At 58.4% G+C, this 17,336-nt stretch carries 13 protein-coding genes; 5 read left to right on the forward strand and 8 right to left on the reverse strand.

The features are described from left to right. The first annotated feature begins 86 nt into the window (after positions 1-86). Positions 87-1,772 carry a bifunctional metallophosphatase/5'-nucleotidase gene (locus G505_RS20740; RefSeq protein ID WP_051215933.1) on the forward strand — a complete coding sequence of 562 codons (1,686 nt, stop codon included), beginning with the start codon at positions 87-89 and terminating at the stop codon, positions 1,770-1,772. Here G505_RS20740 and G505_RS0106080 read toward each other — a convergent pair. The 4 genes from G505_RS0106080 to G505_RS0106095 all read right to left on the reverse strand — a co-directional run bounded on the left by G505_RS0106080 (position 1,769) and on the right by G505_RS0106095 (position 7,009). Further along, positions 1,769-3,676: a methyl-accepting chemotaxis protein gene (locus G505_RS0106080; RefSeq protein WP_028108763.1), complete on the reverse strand. Its 1,908-nt coding sequence runs from the start codon at positions 3,674-3,676 to the stop codon at positions 1,769-1,771. The two genes, G505_RS20740 and G505_RS0106080, sit on opposite strands and share 4 nt — an antisense overlap. 96 nt (positions 3,677-3,772) lie before the next feature. Then, positions 3,773-4,459 carry a TorF family putative porin gene (locus tag G505_RS0106085; protein ID WP_028108764.1) on the reverse strand — a complete coding sequence of 229 codons (687 nt, stop codon included), beginning with the start codon at positions 4,457-4,459 and terminating at the stop codon, positions 3,773-3,775. A gap of 37 nt (positions 4,460-4,496) precedes the next feature. Further along, complete coding sequence (gene aguA / locus G505_RS0106090; protein ID WP_028108765.1) at positions 4,497-5,588, reverse strand: agmatine deiminase; 1,092 nt, start codon at positions 5,586-5,588, stop codon at positions 4,497-4,499. 20 nt (positions 5,589-5,608) lie between these two features. Continuing rightward, positions 5,609-7,009 carry an amino acid permease gene (locus tag G505_RS0106095; protein ID WP_028108766.1) on the reverse strand — a complete coding sequence of 467 codons (1,401 nt, stop codon included), beginning with the start codon at positions 7,007-7,009 and terminating at the stop codon, positions 5,609-5,611. A gap of 320 nt (positions 7,010-7,329) precedes the next feature. On the opposite strand from G505_RS0106095, the gene arcC reads away from it, so the two are divergent. The 4 genes from arcC to G505_RS0106115 all read left to right on the forward strand — a co-directional run bounded on the left by arcC (position 7,330) and on the right by G505_RS0106115 (position 11,991). After that, on the forward strand, positions 7,330-8,250 hold the full coding sequence (gene arcC, locus G505_RS0106100; RefSeq protein ID WP_028108767.1) for a carbamate kinase: 921 nt from the start codon (positions 7,330-7,332) through the stop codon (positions 8,248-8,250). A 72-nt stretch (positions 8,251-8,322) separates the two neighbouring features. Further along, positions 8,323-8,952: a TetR family transcriptional regulator gene (locus G505_RS0106105; protein WP_028108768.1), complete on the forward strand. Its 630-nt coding sequence runs from the start codon at positions 8,323-8,325 to the stop codon at positions 8,950-8,952. Between the two features lie 116 nt (positions 8,953-9,068). Further along, complete coding sequence (gene ptcA / locus G505_RS0106110; protein WP_028108769.1) at positions 9,069-10,115, forward strand: putrescine carbamoyltransferase; 1,047 nt, start codon at positions 9,069-9,071, stop codon at positions 10,113-10,115. A gap of 460 nt (positions 10,116-10,575) precedes the next feature. Next, positions 10,576-11,991 (forward strand): APC family permease, encoded by a 1,416-nt coding sequence (locus G505_RS0106115; protein WP_035385118.1) that lies wholly within the window; start codon positions 10,576-10,578, stop codon positions 11,989-11,991. 223 nt (positions 11,992-12,214) lie between these two features. On the opposite strand, the gene G505_RS0106120 is transcribed toward G505_RS0106115, so the two are convergent. From G505_RS0106120 to pstA, 4 genes are all read right to left on the reverse strand, one after another. Further along, positions 12,215-13,480 carry a RidA family protein gene (locus G505_RS0106120; RefSeq protein WP_028108771.1) on the reverse strand — a complete coding sequence of 422 codons (1,266 nt, stop codon included), beginning with the start codon at positions 13,478-13,480 and terminating at the stop codon, positions 12,215-12,217. Positions 13,481-14,126: 646 nt separating this feature from the next. Further along, positions 14,127-14,834, reverse strand: coding sequence for a phosphate signaling complex protein PhoU (gene phoU / locus G505_RS0106125; RefSeq protein WP_028108772.1), 708 nt, complete (start codon positions 14,832-14,834; stop codon positions 14,127-14,129). Positions 14,835-14,846: 12 nt separating this feature from the next. Next, positions 14,847-15,665 (reverse strand): phosphate ABC transporter ATP-binding protein PstB, encoded by an 819-nt coding sequence (gene pstB, locus G505_RS0106130; RefSeq protein ID WP_028108773.1) that lies wholly within the window; start codon positions 15,663-15,665, stop codon positions 14,847-14,849. Between the two features lie 15 nt (positions 15,666-15,680). After that, entirely contained in the window at positions 15,681-17,330 is a 1,650-nt protein-coding gene (pstA, locus tag G505_RS0106135) for a phosphate ABC transporter permease PstA (RefSeq protein WP_028108774.1), read from the reverse strand. Between the last annotated feature and the right edge of the window lie 6 nt (positions 17,331-17,336).

Here is a 17,336-nt window from a genome sequence, read left to right on the forward strand (position 1 = left end):
ACACCAGCATGAATTGGCTTCTGTCATCATGGCCACGGTGGAAAGTGCTACACTGGTCGGCCTCACTACCCGCACCACAGAGTAAGATGACCGAACACCGCCCCCTGAACCTGACCCTGGCCCACCTGAATGACACCCACTCGCACTTCGATGCCAGCCGGCTCAAGCTGACGCTGCCGGGACTGGGGGAGCTGTTTGCCGAGTGTGGCGGCTATGCCCGCCTGTGCAGCGCCGTGGACCGGGCCAAATCAGACGCCCGTGATGAACGGCGCCACCTCCTGCTGGTGCACGCCGGTGACTGCTTTCAGGGGTCGCTCTACTTTTCCCACTTCAAGGGGCGGATGAATGCGGTGCTCAACAACCAGCTGGACCTGGATGCCATGGCCCTGGGAAACCATGAGTTTGATCTGGGCAACCCGCCCCTGGCCACCTTCCTCGATCGCATCCAGTTTCCCATGCTCAGTGCCAATATGGACCTGAGCCAGGAAGACCAATCCAAAGACAACCCGATGCGGGGCAAGCCGGGCCTGTACCACTTCGATAATGAATCGGGCTATGGCCGCTACCTGGTGCGCCACTTCGATGGTGAGCCAGTCGCTCTGTTTGGCTTATCCCCAGACAACATGTCGGAACTGGCCTGCGCCGATCCGGACACCCTGTTTCTCGACTGCCTGACCACAGCCAGGGCCACGGTCAACGCCATCCGCAGGGAGGGGATCAACAAGATCATTCTGCTCAGCCACCTGGGGTACGACAGAGACCTGATGATGGCGGAACAGCTGGATCATGTGGCGGCGATCATCGGCGGCCATACCCACACCCTGCAGGGGCATTTCGACAACCTGGGGCTGGGAGGCCGGGACCACTACGGCGTGGTCATCGAGGGGACAGCCGTAGTCCAGGCCGGCTGCAACGCCCTGTTTCTGGGACAGCTGAAGCTGGATCTCAATGCCGATGGCAGCCTCAATCGGGTGGATGGGGGTAACCTGCTGCTGTTGGGACACACACTCAGCCGGGACTCTGGCGGGCTAACGCCCCTGTCACCGCCGGAGGAGGAGCAGGCCTGGACTTACCTGGAGACCCAGGACAACCTGTGGCAGGTCACCCCGGATCCCAAGGTTCACCGACTCATCGAGGAGCACTACCGTCCTGAGATCCTGAAGTTTGAACAGCAGAAGATCGCCGAGACCCGGCGAGATCTGCGCCATATCCGCATCCCCGACGACCGGGGGGGCAGCGAAGTCGCGCCCCTGCTGGCAGAAGCGATGCGCTGGCAAGCCAGGCAGCTGGGGCTGGAGACCGACTTCGGCCTGCACAATGCCGGCGGCACCCGCGCCTCCATCCCCCAGGGAGAGGTGAGCGCCGGCTGGATCGCCGGAACCCTGGCCCCCTTCGCCATCGGCGTCGAACGTTATCGCCTCTCCGGCCAGGAGCTGGCGGACACCCTGGAATCGGCCATCAATAACGCCACCAACAACGGCGTGGTAGGCACCGGCACCGGCAGCTACCCCTATGCCGCCGGCCTTCGCTACCATTACCAGGCCGACGCCCCCATGGGAGAGCGGATCCGCGAGCTGCAGATAGACAGAGAAGGCCGATGGCAACCGGTCCAGCCCGAGGCCCTCTACTACGGGGTCTCCACCGGCTACACCGCCGCCGGCAAAGAGGGTTACTACCCTCTGGCAAGGCTGGCCCACCCCCCCCAGGAGCTGGGCCTGACCATCGCCGAGGCGGTGATTGCCCATTGGCGAGAGCTTGGGCAGTTGGGCTAGAGGGTGAACCTGGCCACCATGGTGGTCAGCCTTTGGCTCGCCTGGTCAACCTCTTGGGAGCGCTGCACCACCTCATCACCACTGTGACCCAGTTCGGTGACCATCTCCCTGATGGCGGTCATGTTGCGACTGATCTCCCGGGTGACACTGCTCTGCTCCTCCGCCGCCGTGGCGATGCGAGCACTGAGCCCGGTCACCTGGGACAGATGGTGGGACAGGCTGTCTATGCCCTCGCCCACGGAGCCGGCGTTGTCGGCCACCGCGGTTACCGAGGCTTTGGTGGCACAAATGGCCTGCACCACCCGGCTATTATTGCCCCTTAGCCTCTCCAGAGCCTGGGCGATCTCGCAGGTGCTGCTCTGGGTGCGGCTGGCCAGGGCCCGGACCTCGTCGGCCACCACGGCAAAGCCCCGCCCCTGCTCTCCGGCCCGGGCAGCCTCGATGGCCGCATTCAGTGCCAGCAGGTTGGTCTGCTCGGCAATCTCTCCGATGACGGTCAACACCTGGGTAATGCTGCGGGTTTCATCGGTCATACTCTGCACCGAGGCGGCACTTTGCTCTACCTCAGCCACCAGGCCCCTGAGCGAGCTGGACGCTTCGGTGGTCATCCCGGAGCATCTCTGTCCCTGATCATCCGCCTCCCTGGTGTAGCCAGCGGTCTCTCCCGCATCCTGGGCCACATTATCGGCAGTCACACTCATCTGCTCTACCGCCGCCAGCACCTGATCGGTTTCCGCCGCGTGGCGGGCCAGGATCCCGGCGCTGTGGTGACTGTGACCACTCAGCTGGGCGGACTGTGCCTTCAGCCGGTGAGCAACCGCAGCCACATCAGCCATCATCTGTTGCAGTTGACCGATAAACTCATTGATCCCCTGTCCCATCTGCGCCAGGTCATCATTACCCTTCACCTCCAGGCGCCGGGTCAAATCCCCCTCCCCCTGCGCCAGGCTGAGGATCATCTCCTTAAGCCCAATCACCGGGCGATACGTCAGTTGCAACAACAGAAAATAGAAGCCCATCGCCGCCAGGGTGACTGCCAGAGTGGTCAGGATGGCATTGCGCTCCGAGGCCTGAAGGTGGTGAAACATCCGTTGCGGATCCACGGCCAAAACCAGGGTATAACTCTGATTGGCCAATTGCAGCCGACGCCCCGCGAGCAAACGTTCAGCTCCGTCAAAGGAGAGCCGGTGCATCGGCTCTCCCTCAGCCAGATCAGACAACCACCGCCTCAATGCCGGCGCGGCTTCCGACAGCGGCCGGTCCGCCGGCAGCCCCTGCAATGAAGACGCCAAGACGTAGCCGGAGTCGGTCACTATGGCGGCCATCATCCCGGGACGGTCCTCTGTCACCCGAGCCACCATGGCCTGCATAAAGTGGGTGTCGAAATCCAGGGTTATGACCCCATTGCTGATGGCCTGGACCACGCTGATGTAGGTCACGCCCTCGTCCTGAAAAGGATCACTCAGGCTGGGTACCCTGGCCTGTCGCGCGAACTGATACCACGCCAACTGGCGCACATCGCCGTCATACTGATGCCCGGGCCACTCTGCAGACTCCTGATTCCAATACGCCTCGCCAGTGTCCAGTGCGATGACGGCACTGTCGAGGTCGGTAAGATTTGCCAGCATCTGGGCCAAGCCTATCAGGTGATCGCGGCCACCCGGCAGCGGCTCGGCCCTGTAAGCCTGAGTGAATCGCTCCAATCCTGCCATTCTCTGAGCAAAAGTGGACTGAACCAGGGTGGCATCCTTCGCCAGTCCGGTCGCTATCCAGTCTCCCACCAGACTGTCGGTCACCGCCGCCTGTTGTCGGTAAGCCATGTAGCCGCTCAACACAACGGTCATCACCACCAGCAACCAGGTGGCACACAAGAGCTTCTGCTTAAAGCCAAGTCGAAGTTTCACCGAACTCTCCTTCTCGTGTTTCGGGAACCGCCGGCGGCCCCAAAAAAAAAGCAGCTGCATAGGACAGCTGCTTGCTTTGTGGTTCTGTGCCGCAGCCTAGAGGCTGAAACCGTACACCCAGCTGACGCTGACCATCGGGTCGTCATCGTCCAGATCGGTGTCGCTGACCATGAAGCTGACGTCACCGAGATCGGTACTCTTAGTCAGGCTGACGCTGTAGTTGAGGTAATCCTCGGCCCCGTCCATGTCGAAGCTCTGCTGACCCACCGCCAACTGAAGCCCCAGGGACTCCGACAGCTCGAAACTGGCGGTGGCTTCCAGGTAGAGCGCCTTGTCGTAGAGCTCAGCCTCGTCACCGGTGTTCAGACCATAAGCGGCGGAGATCCCTAACCAGTTCCAGTAGAGCGCCAGATTGATCTCGCCGAAGTCCGCGTCATAGTCCTCCCCCTCGAAGGCGGCATTGGGGTAGAAGTAGTGGATGTAACCCAGCTCATACCCCAGGTCACCCACCTCGCCGGCGTAACCGCCGTAGAGATCCACCTCGTAGCTGGTGTCATCACCAAAATCCACGTTGGAGGTCCAGGTGCCCGCATAGAAGCCGGAGTCATGGGCATAATCCAGGCCGCCGGAGATCGCCGGAGCGTCATCGCTCTGGGACACACCGCGCCACAGGTAGTTGCTGGTGACTCCCAGGTTGCCGCTCAAGTCGGCCTGAGCCGCAGGTGCCAACATCAGGCCGCTGCCCAACAGCGCCATCATCAGGGTATTCAGTGAAGTTTTCATAACCGTTTCCTTGTATTGTCTGCCGTGATGGTCCCGGTTACACCCGGGGAACCTGCTGGGTAATGCAGTGGATGTTGCCGCCGCCGAGGAGGATCTCCCTGGCGTCTACTCCGGACACGTCATAGCCGGGGTAGAGGCGCTTCATGATCTCTGCCACTTCCGCATCGAAACGCTCATCCAGCAGGGGCAGCACAATCTGGCCATTGGTGATCAGATAGTTGGCATAAGACGCCGCCAGCCGCTCACCCGCCTCCCGCTCCATCCCCTCAGAGCAGTCGATGGAGAGCGCCTCCTCCTCGTTGATGAACAGCGGACCTGGCATCGGGATCTTGTGTACCTTGATGGCCCGGCCCCGGGCATCGGTGACGGAGCTCAGGGCATCGAAGGCCTCACGGGAGATCTCATACTGGGGATCGGCCGGATCGTCACACCAGGTCAGCACCACCTCACCGGGTTTGACCACGTGCATGATGTTGTCCACGTGACCGTTGGTCTCGTCGTTGTAGAGACCCCGAGGCAGCCACACCACCTTCTCCACCGACAAGTGGTCACACAGCTGCCGTTCAATCTCCTCCTTGGAGAGGTCCGGGTTGCGGCTGGGGTGCAGCAGACACTCCTCGGTGGTGTACAGGGTGCCATCCCCATCCACATGGATGGAGCCCCCCTCCAGCACCAGAGGTGCCCTATAGGTCTCGTCTCCGGTGATCTCGCACATCTTGCGCGCCACCTGATCGTCCTTGTCCCAGGGGAAATAGAGGCCGTCCATCAGGCCGCCCCAGGCGTTGAAGTGCCAGTCCACACCGTGGCGATGACCGGCATCGTCGACCACATAAGAGGGGCCGATGTCCCTCATCCAGCTGTCATTGGTGGACATCTCCACCACCTGGATCTCCTCCGGAAGACGGCTGCGGGCGTTGTCATACTGCTCGGCATTCACCGCCATGGTCACCGGCGTGGTTTTGGCGATCGCCCTGGCCACCTCGACGAAGGTCTTTTGAGCCGGCTTGGCGCCATTGCGCCAGTTGTCGCAGCGCTCGGGCCAGGCCATCCACACCGCCGCGTGAGGTTCATGCTCGGCGGGCATGCGGTATCCATCTTGTTTTGGGGTGCTATTCAGTCTTTGAGTCATTGTGGGTCTCTCCCTGAAACTTATTGAGCCTGGGCGGCAGTATTCTGATTTGAGGCAATGGCGCGACTGGCCAGGACCTCACCGATGGCGATGGTGACGATCACCCCAGCCAGCACCGGACCTGTGTAGCTCCAGTCCACGGCCAGATCCGCCAGTTCAGGGAAGATGAACAGCACCACGGCCTGCAGGATCACCAGGAAGCAGACGATGGTGTAGAACCACTGCATCTTCAGGCCACCGCCCACCTTGAAGGGGCGCTCCTGATCGGGATCGATCAGCCGCAGCTTGACGTGTGCAGGGAACATCATCAGGTAGGGCAGCAGGAAGATGCAGGAGGAGAAAGCAAATACCGACCAGAACAGATCGTCGGCATTGCCGGCAAACAGGGCATAGATGACAATAACGATGGTGGAAACGATGCCGGTAACGGTGTTGGCGCCGACCGGAGTGTGATAACGCTCGGAAATCTTGCCCAGGGACCGGGGCAGTTCGCCTTCGTTGGCCGCTTCGGCGGCGGCACGGGAGCTGCCCATGGTCCAGGTGACCATGTTACCCACGAAGGTCAACAGCGCCAGGGCGCCCACCAGTTTCACCATGAACTGGCCCATGGCTGAGTCGCCGAACAGGGTCTTGAGGGTGTCGGTGATGCCGGCAACCAGGCCCACCTGCTCAACGGGCAGGGCCATCAGGATCCCCAGGGTGCCGAAGATATAGAGGGCGGCGGTCAGGCCAGCGGCCAGGAAGACCGCCTTGGGCATATCCCGCACATCCTTCATTTCACGATACATGGTGGCCACCAGTTCGAAGCCCATCAGGTTGAACACCAGGGCGGGCAGGAAGGCCAGCCCAGTGTCCAGGGAGGGCATCATGGCGGACAGGGTGAACTCGTTGGCCATGCCATTGTTCATGGCATACCAGAAGCCGCCCACGCCGAGGACACAGATCACCAGGATCTTCAGGGCGGCGCCGATGTTGGTGACCCAGACCCCTACGTCGGCACTGAGATTACAGATCCACACCGTCAACCAGGTGAGGACGATGCAGATGACGATCTGCCACATCAGCGACAGGTCCGGGGCAAACAGTTCGGCAAACATGCCGGCGAACATGATGTACACCGCCGGCATCCACAAGCCGACGTTGATCCAGTAGTACCAGGTGGTCCTGGCGGCCCAGCGACTGCCGAACGCCTTCAGCACCCAGTCGTAGATCCCCCCCTCACCGGGATAGGTGGTGCTTAACTCCGAAGTGATTAATCCGTAGGGAATTACGAAAACCACAAAGGTTAATAACCACCAGCCAATGGAACTAACGCCAATGGAAGCCGAGGCGGTTAGCGTATCCACAACAATAACGGCGCACAGCGAAAATAGCGCTATGCTGCCGACGCCCATTTTTCCTGCTTTCTGCAAATTATCCATAAATATACCTTTTTTAGGCTAAGAATGACCTTTTATAGGTTGGAAAAATATTGTATGCGCGGCGATTGCCGTGGATAGAAACCGTTATTTCTCGACCGGCAAAACCCGCATGTATTTGAGTCTATTCAGCCCAGGATTGGATTATCTGGTGAGAATCAATTATCGGGAAAAACCGGTTCAGCCACCATACAACCGTGAGGCAGATCACACACGGGCATGGATCACACTACTCAAAATCGATAATTGATTCTGATCTGAATTTCGCCTGTTCGCCCGGTGTTAGCCTGAAATCGTCAACAACCAACAGAGTGGATTTCGAAATGACAGAGCCCAAACCAATACTGGTGGTCGCCGTCGGTGGCAATGCCCTGTTGCAACGGGGCCAGGCGATGACCTGCGACAACCAACGTCTAAATATCGCCCAGTCCACGGCGGCGCTGGCCAGACTCAGTGAGTCTTACCGACTGGTGATTGTTCATGGCAATGGCCCCCAGGTTGGGCTGCTAGCCTTACAGAACCTGGCCTACTCAGAGGTCCCCAGCTACCCCCTGGATGTACTGGGTGCCGAGTCTCAGGGGATGATCGGCTATATGCTGGCACAGGGACTCAAGCGAGAGGCGCCCGAGGCACGGATCACCACTCTGCTGACCCAGATCGAGGTCAGCGAGCAGGACCCCGCCTTCAGCAGCCCGGACAAATTCATCGGCCCCATCTACACCCGGGAGGAGGCCGACAGAATGGCGTCCGCCTACGGCTGGACGGTCAAGGCGGACGGCCCCCACTGGCGCCGGGTGGTGCCCTCACCCAGGCCGATGAAGATCGTAGAGATCGATGCAATACGAAACCTGCTGGACGCGGGAGAAACCGTCATCTGCTGTGGTGGCGGCGGCGCCCCGGTGGTTCGTGGCGAACAGGGCATCAGTGGCGTTGAAGCGGTGATTGACAAGGATCTGGCCGCCGCCCTGCTGGCCCGGGAACTCAACGCAGAACACCTGATCATCCTTACCGACGCAGAGAATGTGGTGCTGGACTGGGGTACGCCCATGGCCCGCCCCCTAACCGACATCAGCGTCGAAGAGATTCGCCAGTATGAGTTTGCCAAGGGCTCCATGGCCCCTAAAGTGGACGCCGCCTGCAACTTCGCACTCCAAACCGGTGGCATAGGTCACATCGGGGCCCTTTCCAAGGTGGAGGCGATTATGCAACATAGGTCGGGCACTCATATCGCGGCCATAGGCTGACGACGGCGCCCCCAGGCAATGACGCCCAGGCAATGACGCCCAGGCAGGGCAAGGGAACACAGGAGTAGTACCATGACACGCGAATGCGCAAAAGAGAAACTGGCCCGGATCCACAAGGCCACCAAATCTCTGGCGGCCCAGGGAGACATCAAGGACTTGTCGATCTACGCCATCGCCCGGGAAGCCGCCATGGCGGCCAGCAGCGTCTATCATCACTACCCCAATGTGGAGGATCTGGTGTGCCGCATGACCCAGGAGGAGCTCGAGGGCTTCAAACAGGTTTTGCTGGATGCCATTGAACCGGACAAGATCCGCAGCTGGAAAGACATCAACTACCAGATAGAGATCGGCTTCGCCAATCACTACAACTCAAACTGTTTCATCAGGAAGGTGATTCTGGGACACCATGCTTTCCACTCGGTCTATAACCTGGATGAATCCAATGATCTCCTGCTCGGAGACGTGGCCGAATCCGTTTACCGCCGGTTCTTCGACCTGCCACCCCTGCCCCAGGATGTGAATATATTCAGCATTGCCATGCAAGCCGCCGATCGCGTTTATGGATTACGGCTTAATACAGAAGAGGCCATTCCTGAACATATGATTCGGGAAGCCGTTCGATTAACTGAGCGATATCTTGGAGGTTATCTACCTGAATATTTACCCCCTGCCTCTAAGGATTTATCCAATAAGGCAATTTAAGTAAACCAAGCATTTAGCTTCTTAGTTTTTTAATTTAGCCAAAGCAAAATCTTTTCCGGTAAAAACATCCGGAGGGGTTTTTGCACGCCGAAAACCAAGATATGAGGAATACGGCCATGAAACTTCCATCTTCCAGCGCCACCAACCTGAACAAACCCAACCTGCGTCACTTCCTGAAAACCCAGGATTACACCAAGCAGGAACTGACCGACATCCTTGCCCTGATGGGGATGCTCAAGGACGCCCGTCGGGACAACGCCCTGCCCCAACTTTTCGCCGGTAAGACCCTGGCGATGATCTTCGAGCAGCCCAGCACCCGCACCCGGGTCTCCTTCGAAGCCGCCGCCACCCTGCTCGGCGGTCACGCCCAGTTCCTCAGCCCCAAGGACATTCATCTTGGCGCAAAGGAGTCTCTGGAGGACACCGGCCGGGTGCTGTCCCGCATGGCCGACATCATCATGGCCCGGGTGGACCACCACGACACCGTTGCTGGCCTGGCGGAGCACGCCACCGTGCCGGTGATCAACGGCCTGTGCGACTGGCTGCACCCCACCCAGATCATGGCCGATCTGTTCACCATGCTGGAGCACCTGCCCTCCAACAAACAGCTCAGCGACCTCACCGTCACCTTCGTCGGCGATGCCACCAACGTCTGCAGCTCACTGATGTTTGCCTGCACCAAGTTCGGCATGACCTATAAGCACATCTGCCCAGAGCGCTTCAAAGCCCCCGCCAAGTGGGTGGACATCGCCGAAACCAACTGCGCCGTCTCCGGGGGCAAGCTGGTGCTCACCGACGACATCAACCAGGTGGCCGGTTCCGACATCGTGGTGGCAGACAGCTTCTACTGGTTCGGCCAGGAGGAGGAGAAGGAGATCCGCCTGAGCACCTTCATTCCCGAGTATGTGGTCACCCAGGAGCTGATGGAGAAAGCCGGCCCCGAGTCGATCTTCATGCACTGCCTGCCCGCCAACGACCAGCGCGAGTGTACCCGTGAGGTGATGGAGTCCGACCGCTCAGTGATCTTCGACGAGGCGGAGAACCGTCTGACCGCGCAGATGGCGCTGCTGGTCTACCTGACTCACAAGAACTTCTCCCAGCCAGACGAAGCCACCCGTGCCCGCCATCAGGAGAAGATTGGCGATTTCCTGGCAACCCTGTAGCCCTCATCCTGCCAGACTTGTCCCGGCCCATTGGCCGGGACCTTTTGCCAACCTGCCTCGCTGGCATTGTCCATACCCCATCAGCAATCCGACTCGGTCTCAAACAGATGGCCCTGATGCAGCTGCAACTTCATTAAGCTCTAACGTCACAGTAAGCAATCACCCAAGCGCCCCGGATCACCATCCTCAACACCGGCCCAGGAGTATCCCTCCCTACGCCCTTTCAACTCAGAAACGATCCCTTACCCCGTCTTCCAGTCAAAAACTTAGCCCTTTGATGGCTGGCCGCCCCATTAAGGAGAATGAGACATCACCCACAATCCACCACATTGCCCCAAGACCACAGGGCACATTCCAATACACTGGTTGACGCAATGCCTGGCTAGGGAAAGGCCCCGAAGAGTTCAAGGGGCACTCCTGCCCGCAAAGGAATCGGAATCAAGCAGAGGAGAGTGCTTCAGTGACCAAGGGAAAGCTGGGAAGCGGCGGCGTAGCGCTGTTTACCCTTTGTGCCGTGATTGGACTGGATACCCTGACTGCGGTGGCCTCCATCGGAGTGTGTGCCGTCGGATGGCTGCTTTTGACTCTGGTCCTGTTCGTCATTCCCTATGGCAAGATTACCTCGGAGCTGAGCACCACCTACCCCGGTCAGGGGGGGATCTACGAATGGGTCCATCGTGCCTTTGGTCCCCGCTGGGCGGCCCGAACCTCCTGGCTCTACTGGATTAACGTCGGCCTGTGGATGCCTGCGGTGTACATTCTGTTTGCAGGCATACTCACAGAGTTGTTTGCCCCAGAGCTGTCCCTTCACTGGCAGGTGGCCATCTGCATCGTACTGACCTGGCTGACGGTGTGGATCTGCAACCTGAGCGTGAATATTGGCCTCTGGGTAACCAAGGTCTGTGCGTCCCTGAAGATGATGGTGATCTTTACCCTGGGGATTGGCGGATTCTGCTATGCCTATCATAACGGCATGGCCAACGAGCTGTCCCTGAACACCATCCTTCCATCTGCAAGCAACGTCTCCGCCTTCTTGCCAACCCTGGTGTTCAATGTGCTGGGATTCGAGTTAGTGGCCACTTTATCCAATGAGATGAAAGATGTCCGTGAGCTGCCCAGGGCGGTGTTCCTTGCCATTGGCATTACGGTCGCGCTCTATCTGTTCAGTACCCTGGGCATCCTGATGGCATTACCTGAGGGGGATGTGGGCCTGCTCTCCGGGGTCATAGATACCTTGAGAGTGCTGTTTGGTGACCTGCCCTCGGGCACGGTGATCGTCAAGATTGTTGGGGGCCTGACTCTGTTGACCCTGGTGGGCAACATGGTTGCCTGGACCATGGGCAGTTCGCGAGCCGCCGCCGAAGCCTCCTCCGAAGGAGAGCTGCCGAAACTGTTAGGGCGGATGTCCAAGCGTTACAACACGCCAATCGGGGCCAACACCCTGACAGGGATGGTCTCCACTGTGGTGATCATCACTTATGCGGTGTTTGCCGACAGCGCGGACGACCTGTTCTGGTCAGTGTTTGCCTTCTCCTCATGCATCGCACTGTTGCCCTATCTGATGATGCTTCCTGCACACGTCAGATTGAGGCAGGACGATCCCGACAGAGAACGGCCATACCGGGTAGCCGGCGGCCTCTGGGTACAAAAAGCCATGGTCGCGCAATGCCTGCTGGTCATTCTGCTGGCCATCGTCCTGTTTATCTTTCCTGAACTGAGCCAATTCAGCGTCGACTGGCGCTACAGTGCACCTGTCATGGTCGGGGTCATCGCCACCCTGGTCATAGGTGAAATGCTGGTCAAGCGCCCCCTGAGCCAGGCAACCGGGTATACCGAGGCTCAATCCCCCCTGGGACAAGGTGGTAACGCCATCTAGGCAGAACTTCCCCGCTCTGCGGTCCGGGCTCCGGCAGACAGAAAAGAGCGTTGTTTGACAAGGCCGAGCCTTAAACCGACAGCCATTGCTGCAGGCATCAGGGCTGGTCGTATGGAGAGAGGCAAAACAGGAAGGTGGCGGAGCTTTGCCGCACCTTCCTCGATGGATTGTCCTATGCGCCCGGGTCAGCCGGGTCTGGCGGACAGGCACTCACACCGGAGCCTTAACGCTTTGGAGGCGTGCCTTCTGCATTGGAGACCACGGCATCGATCTGCACCAACGCCCCCATTGAAATCTCGCGGACGCCAATGACGGTTCTTGACGGCAGGTCCTCCTTGAAATACTTGGTGTATACGCCATTAACAACATCAATATCGGCGATATTTTTCAGTTGGATGTTGATCTTCACCACATCGTCCATAACGTGGTCGACACTCTCCACAATGGTTTTGATGTTCTCAAGACACTGTGTTGCCTGAGCCGCGACATCTCCGGCAACCAACTTCCCGCTTTGAGGGACCACGGGCAGTTGCGCCGAGATATGGTTGTAGTGGGAAAATGCCACAGTTTGGGTCGAATAATCAGACAGGGGCGCTTCCACACTGTTGTTCGCCCGAATGACGATGCCATGACGATCTTCGACGGCTTGAGGCGGTGTCCCATCTCCATGGGAAACCACCGCGTCGATCTGGACCAGGGCGCCCATCGGCAGGGCGGACGCCGCCACCACCGTCCTCGCTGGCACATAGGCTGCCGCCCTGGCAATGGCGGAATCAGGGAAAAACGCCGTATAGGCTTCGTTGACTGCATCGATGTCGGACAGGTTCTTCAGGAAAATATTCACTTTGACAATGTCATCAAATGGCACATCAATACTCTCCAGAATGGTTTTAATGTTCTTTAAGCACTGCTCGGTCTGTTGCCGAATACCGCCGGAGACAAGCTGCCCGCTCTTAGGATCTATGGGCAACTGAGCCGAAATGTTGTTGTAGTGAGAGAAGGCCACACTTTGAGTGGACACCGAACAAAGTGGCGCATTGGCGGTTCCCCTGGCCAGTTTTATCAGGTTACAAGGTTCCTGGCCCGGGGTGCCTTCGCCATTGGAAATGAGTGCGTCCATCTGGACCAGGGCATCACTCATGGGCAGATCATTGACGGCAGCCGTGGTGCGAACCGGAAGATAGCTGCCAAAGAAATCACTGTAAGCTTCGTTGACCAGGTCAAGAGAGCCGATGTCTTTTAGGAAGACATTAATCTTCACGACATCTTCCATAACATGACCAATACTCTCGACGATAGCCTTAATATTTTTCAGGCACTGCTTGGCTTGAGCCTCCACACCACCGATAACAATTTCACCCGTCTTTGGATCAACCGGAAGCTGAGCCGAAAGATTATTGTAGTGAGAAAAAGCAACAGTTTGAGTAGATGAAAAATACTTAGGAGCAGCCTTTGTATTTCTGGAAACCTTTATTATTCCTTCACTCATATTCTCATTCCTCCGATTAGACATGATTCCTATATGCCATTGATTTTTGGTCACTTATGGCGAGGGTGCAGCAACGCTGCCCCAGCCTTAACACATAGAGTTCCCAAGCACCCAAAGATAAACCCAAGGCATTGATAGATATAATTATTTAACTATTTTGTTGAGTCATTCCCCGGCGGGAAAACATGATTTAATCAGTAAGAGAAAAGCGGTACTTTGAGCTGCGTCATTTATCGATTTCTTCAAAGGCTCCACCAACCTCTGCGTGTCCCAGTTCACAAACTTTGATTATTCGACTGCTTTTTTTCGATAATTGATTTAAGTCATTGATTATGATCTCCAGCTGTATACGGCACAGACAGCTGTTCCGGCATGGAACGAAGCGACGTTTAACGCCTGGTATCTTGATTTCTCAGTTAAAGGGCTGGTGCTCAGGCGAGGGAGTGACTTCAAATCCCAAGGCTCAGGATGCAGTCAGTAATACCGTCGACTGTCCACAAGTCACTTGTCCCTGATAAGCGTTCGTTTACAAAGAAAACGGCTCTGAATCGCCCGGAGCTTCATTCCCAACCCAGAGTCGTTTCCCTCAAAGACGACAAAACCGGGCACTAGGCCCGGCTTTGTCGTAGAGGAGGGTACTGCCGAATTAGCCCAGCAGGTCTTCCATATCCTCGGTGTCCATGTGGCGCACGTCCTTACCCTTGACGAAGTAGATGACGTACTCACAGATGTTCTGACAGCGGTCACCGATCCGCTCCAGGGCTCGGGCCGCCCACATGACATCCAGAATGCCGGGAATAGAGCGGGGATCCTCCATCATGAAGGTCATCAGCTGACGAAACACCGCCTCAAACTCCTTGTCCAGCTTACGATCCTCCTTGTGCAGGCGGAACGCGGCATCGATGTCCATGCGGGCGAAGGCATCCAGGGTATCGTGCAGCATGCGGGCGGAGTGACGGCCCATGGCTTCCATGGAGACCAGCATCCCCTTGCGGTTGCCTTCGTTGTTCTCGATCACCGCCTTGGCCACCCGAACACAGGCATCACCGATGCGCTCCAGATCGGCGGTGGTCTTGGAGATGGCCAGGATCAGGCGCAGGTCAGAGGCGGCGGGCTGACGTTTGGCGATGATGCGGGCACACTCTTCGTCGATGGTCACCTCCATGGAGTTGATCTTGCGATCGGCACTCACCACCCTGCGAGCCAGTTCGCCGTCACCGCTTTGCAGAGCCTCCAGGGCATCGTTCAGTTGCTGCTCCAGCAAACCGCCCATGGCCATCACTTGGCTGCGAACATCCTCCAGTTCCACGTTGAACTGGCCGGAGATGTGTCTTCCCAGGTTGTTATTGTCCATCGGCTCTGATCCTTATCCGTAACGACCGGTAATGTAGTCTTCGGTCTTTTTCTTCGCTGGTGTGGTAAACAGGGTGTTGGTGTCACTGTACTCGATCAACTCCCCCATATACATGAAGGCGGTCTGATCGGACACTCGGGCGGCCTGCTGCATGTTGTGGGTCACGATCACCACGGTGAACTGGTCCTTGAGGGTATGAATCAGCTCCTCAATGGTCAGGGTGGAGATGGGATCCAGGGCCGAGGTGGGCTCATCCAGCAACAGGACTTCGGGCTGGATAGCGATGGCTCGGGCGATCACCAGACGCTGCTGCTGGCCACCGGAGAGGCCAAAGGCGTTGTCGTGCAGACGATCCTTCACCTCATCCCACAGGGCTGCGCCCTTGAGGGCGCGCTCTACCGCATCATCCAGTTCCCGTCGATTGTTGACTCCCTGCAGGCGTAGGCCGTACACCACATTTTCATAGATGGACTTGGGGAAGGGGTTGGGGCGCTGGAATACCATGCCCACGTTGCGGCGCAGAGACGCCACATCCACGTGCTTGCCGTAGATGTCGTCGTCATTGAGCAGAATCGTCCCCTCGACCCGACAGCTGTCCACCAGATCGTTCATCCGGTTCAGGCAGCGCAGCAGGGTGGACTTGCCGCACCCTGAGGGACCGATGAAGGCGGTCACCTGATTACGGGGAATCTTCATGGTAATGCCGGACAACGCCTGCTTGTCACCGTAGAAGAGATTCAGGTTGTTGATGTCAAACGCGGTCATCTCAGGCGACAGCTGTTTCAGATCCAGCGGCGCCGAGGATTTGTTCAGGGTTTCAATAGCAATCATCTTGGTCATCTCGGCTTAGTGTTCCAAGGAACGGAATTTTTCACGAAGGTGGTTACGTACGCCAATGGCGGTCAGGTTCAGGGCAACGATCACGCTGACCAGCAGGAACGAGGTGGCGTACACCAGCGGTCGCGCCGCTTCCACGTTGGGACTCTGGAAACCGACATCATAGATGTGGAAGCCCAGATGCATAAATTTACGATCCAGATGGACATAAGGCCAGTTGCCATCCACCGGCAGGGTGGAAGCCAGCTTCACCACCCCCACCAGCATCAGCGGGGCGACCTCCCCTGCGGCGCGGGCCACCGCCAGAATCAGGCCGGTCATGATCGCCGGACTGGCCATGGGGAGCACGATGCGCCACAGGGTTTCCGCCTTGGTGGCCCCCAGGGCCAGGGAGCCATGGCGTACCGCCGACGGGATTCGGGACAGGCCCTCCTCGGTGGACACGATCACCACCGGCAGGGTCAAAATCGCCAGGGTCAGCGCCGACCAGATCACCCCAGGGGTCCCGAAGGTGGGGTTCGGCAGCGCCTCGGGGTAGAACAGCTCATCCAGGGAGCCGCCCACCATGTAAACGAAGAAGCCCAGGCCGAATACGCCGTAGACGATGGAGGGCACGCCCGCCAGGTTGATCACCGCAATGCGAATCAGCTTGGTCAGGGCGTTCTTGGCGGCGTATTCATGCAGATACACCGCGGCAATCACCCCAAACGGGGTCACAATCACCGCCATCAGCAGCACCATGAACACGGTACCGAAGATGGCCGGAAACACCCCGCCCTCGGTGTTGGCTTCACGGGGGTCATCGCTGACGAACTTGGCCACGGCGTGCACCCAGTGCGCCACCTTGCCAGCGAAACCCAGCTCGTTGGGGAAGGCCACATCCAGCACACTGTCCATGGGCAGGGTGACCCGCTCACCACGCATGTCACGCACCACCACATAGTCTTCGGCGGCCTTGTCGCGCAGGGCGAACAACGCCTCCTCCAGAACCTGGTACTCATCGTCCAGCTGCTGACGACGCTGGGTCAGGCCCGCCAAAGCCGCTTCGCTCAGGCCGTTGTTCAGCTCCAGCTTGCGCTGGTCCAGGCGCAGACGCTCCATCTCATAATTGATCCGGCCGATGTCCACCTTCTGCAGCTCTTCCGCTTCATCATTGATCTCGGCGGCCTTGCCGATGGCCAGCAGCAACTGATCGTGAATGTCGGCACCGGTGTAGATCTGGCCGTTAAAGCTCAGCTCCACCGGGAAACCATAGAAGTTGCCATTCTTGTTGCGCTCGAATACCGCCACATCCACAGGCTGGGTGTCGGACCGAATCAAAGGCTCCAGTACCCAGCGAAAATCCAGAGGCACATACTCGCGGTTCCCTGTCTTGATCAGATAGCGGGTGACGTTTTCCTGGTCGCTCTTCAGCTCGATGCCGGATTGCAGCACGCGCTCCAGCGGCACCTGCTCCCGGTCGTAGATCTCACCAATGACGGTTTCAACCTGGCCGTTGGCCACTTCCAGCTCGAGCTGATGAACCGGGGATGGCCAGAAGTAGACCAGGCCACGCCAGGCGATCATCAGCAACAGGCCCAGCACCGCAATCAAGCTGAGGCTGACCGAACCTGCGGTCATCCAGATCCAGGGAGAGCCCGATTTAATCCACTTACCCATTGATTT

The sequence above is a fragment of the Ferrimonas futtsuensis DSM 18154 genome, assembly GCF_000422645.1.
GTDB classification, from domain to species: domain Bacteria; phylum Pseudomonadota; class Gammaproteobacteria; order Enterobacterales; family Shewanellaceae; genus Ferrimonas; species Ferrimonas futtsuensis.

What these genes read in the sequence shown, in the direction of transcription:
- G505_RS20740 (WP_051215933.1), top strand. Translation starts at nt 87, where the DNA reads ATGACCGAACACCGCCCCCTGAACCTGACCCTGGCCCACCTGAATGAC.
- G505_RS0106085 (WP_028108764.1), bottom strand. Translation starts at nt 4,459, where the DNA reads ATGAAAACTTCACTGAATACCCTGATGATGGCGCTGTTGGGCAGCGGC.
- aguA (WP_028108765.1), bottom strand. Translation starts at nt 5,588, where the DNA reads ATGACTCAAAGACTGAATAGCACCCCAAAACAAGATGGATACCGCATG.
- G505_RS0106095 (WP_028108766.1), bottom strand. Translation starts at nt 7,009, where the DNA reads ATGGATAATTTGCAGAAAGCAGGAAAAATGGGCGTCGGCAGCATAGCG.
- arcC (WP_028108767.1), top strand. Translation starts at nt 7,330, where the DNA reads ATGACAGAGCCCAAACCAATACTGGTGGTCGCCGTCGGTGGCAATGCC.
- G505_RS0106105 (WP_028108768.1), top strand. Translation starts at nt 8,323, where the DNA reads ATGACACGCGAATGCGCAAAAGAGAAACTGGCCCGGATCCACAAGGCC.
- ptcA (WP_028108769.1), top strand. Translation starts at nt 9,069, where the DNA reads ATGAAACTTCCATCTTCCAGCGCCACCAACCTGAACAAACCCAACCTG.
- G505_RS0106120 (WP_028108771.1), bottom strand. Translation starts at nt 13,480, where the DNA reads ATGAGTGAAGGAATAATAAAGGTTTCCAGAAATACAAAGGCTGCTCCT.
- phoU (WP_028108772.1), bottom strand. Translation starts at nt 14,834, where the DNA reads ATGGACAATAACAACCTGGGAAGACACATCTCCGGCCAGTTCAACGTG.
- pstB (WP_028108773.1), bottom strand. Translation starts at nt 15,665, where the DNA reads ATGATTGCTATTGAAACCCTGAACAAATCCTCGGCGCCGCTGGATCTG.
- pstA (WP_028108774.1), bottom strand. Translation starts at nt 17,330, where the DNA reads ATGGGTAAGTGGATTAAATCGGGCTCTCCCTGGATCTGGATGACCGCA.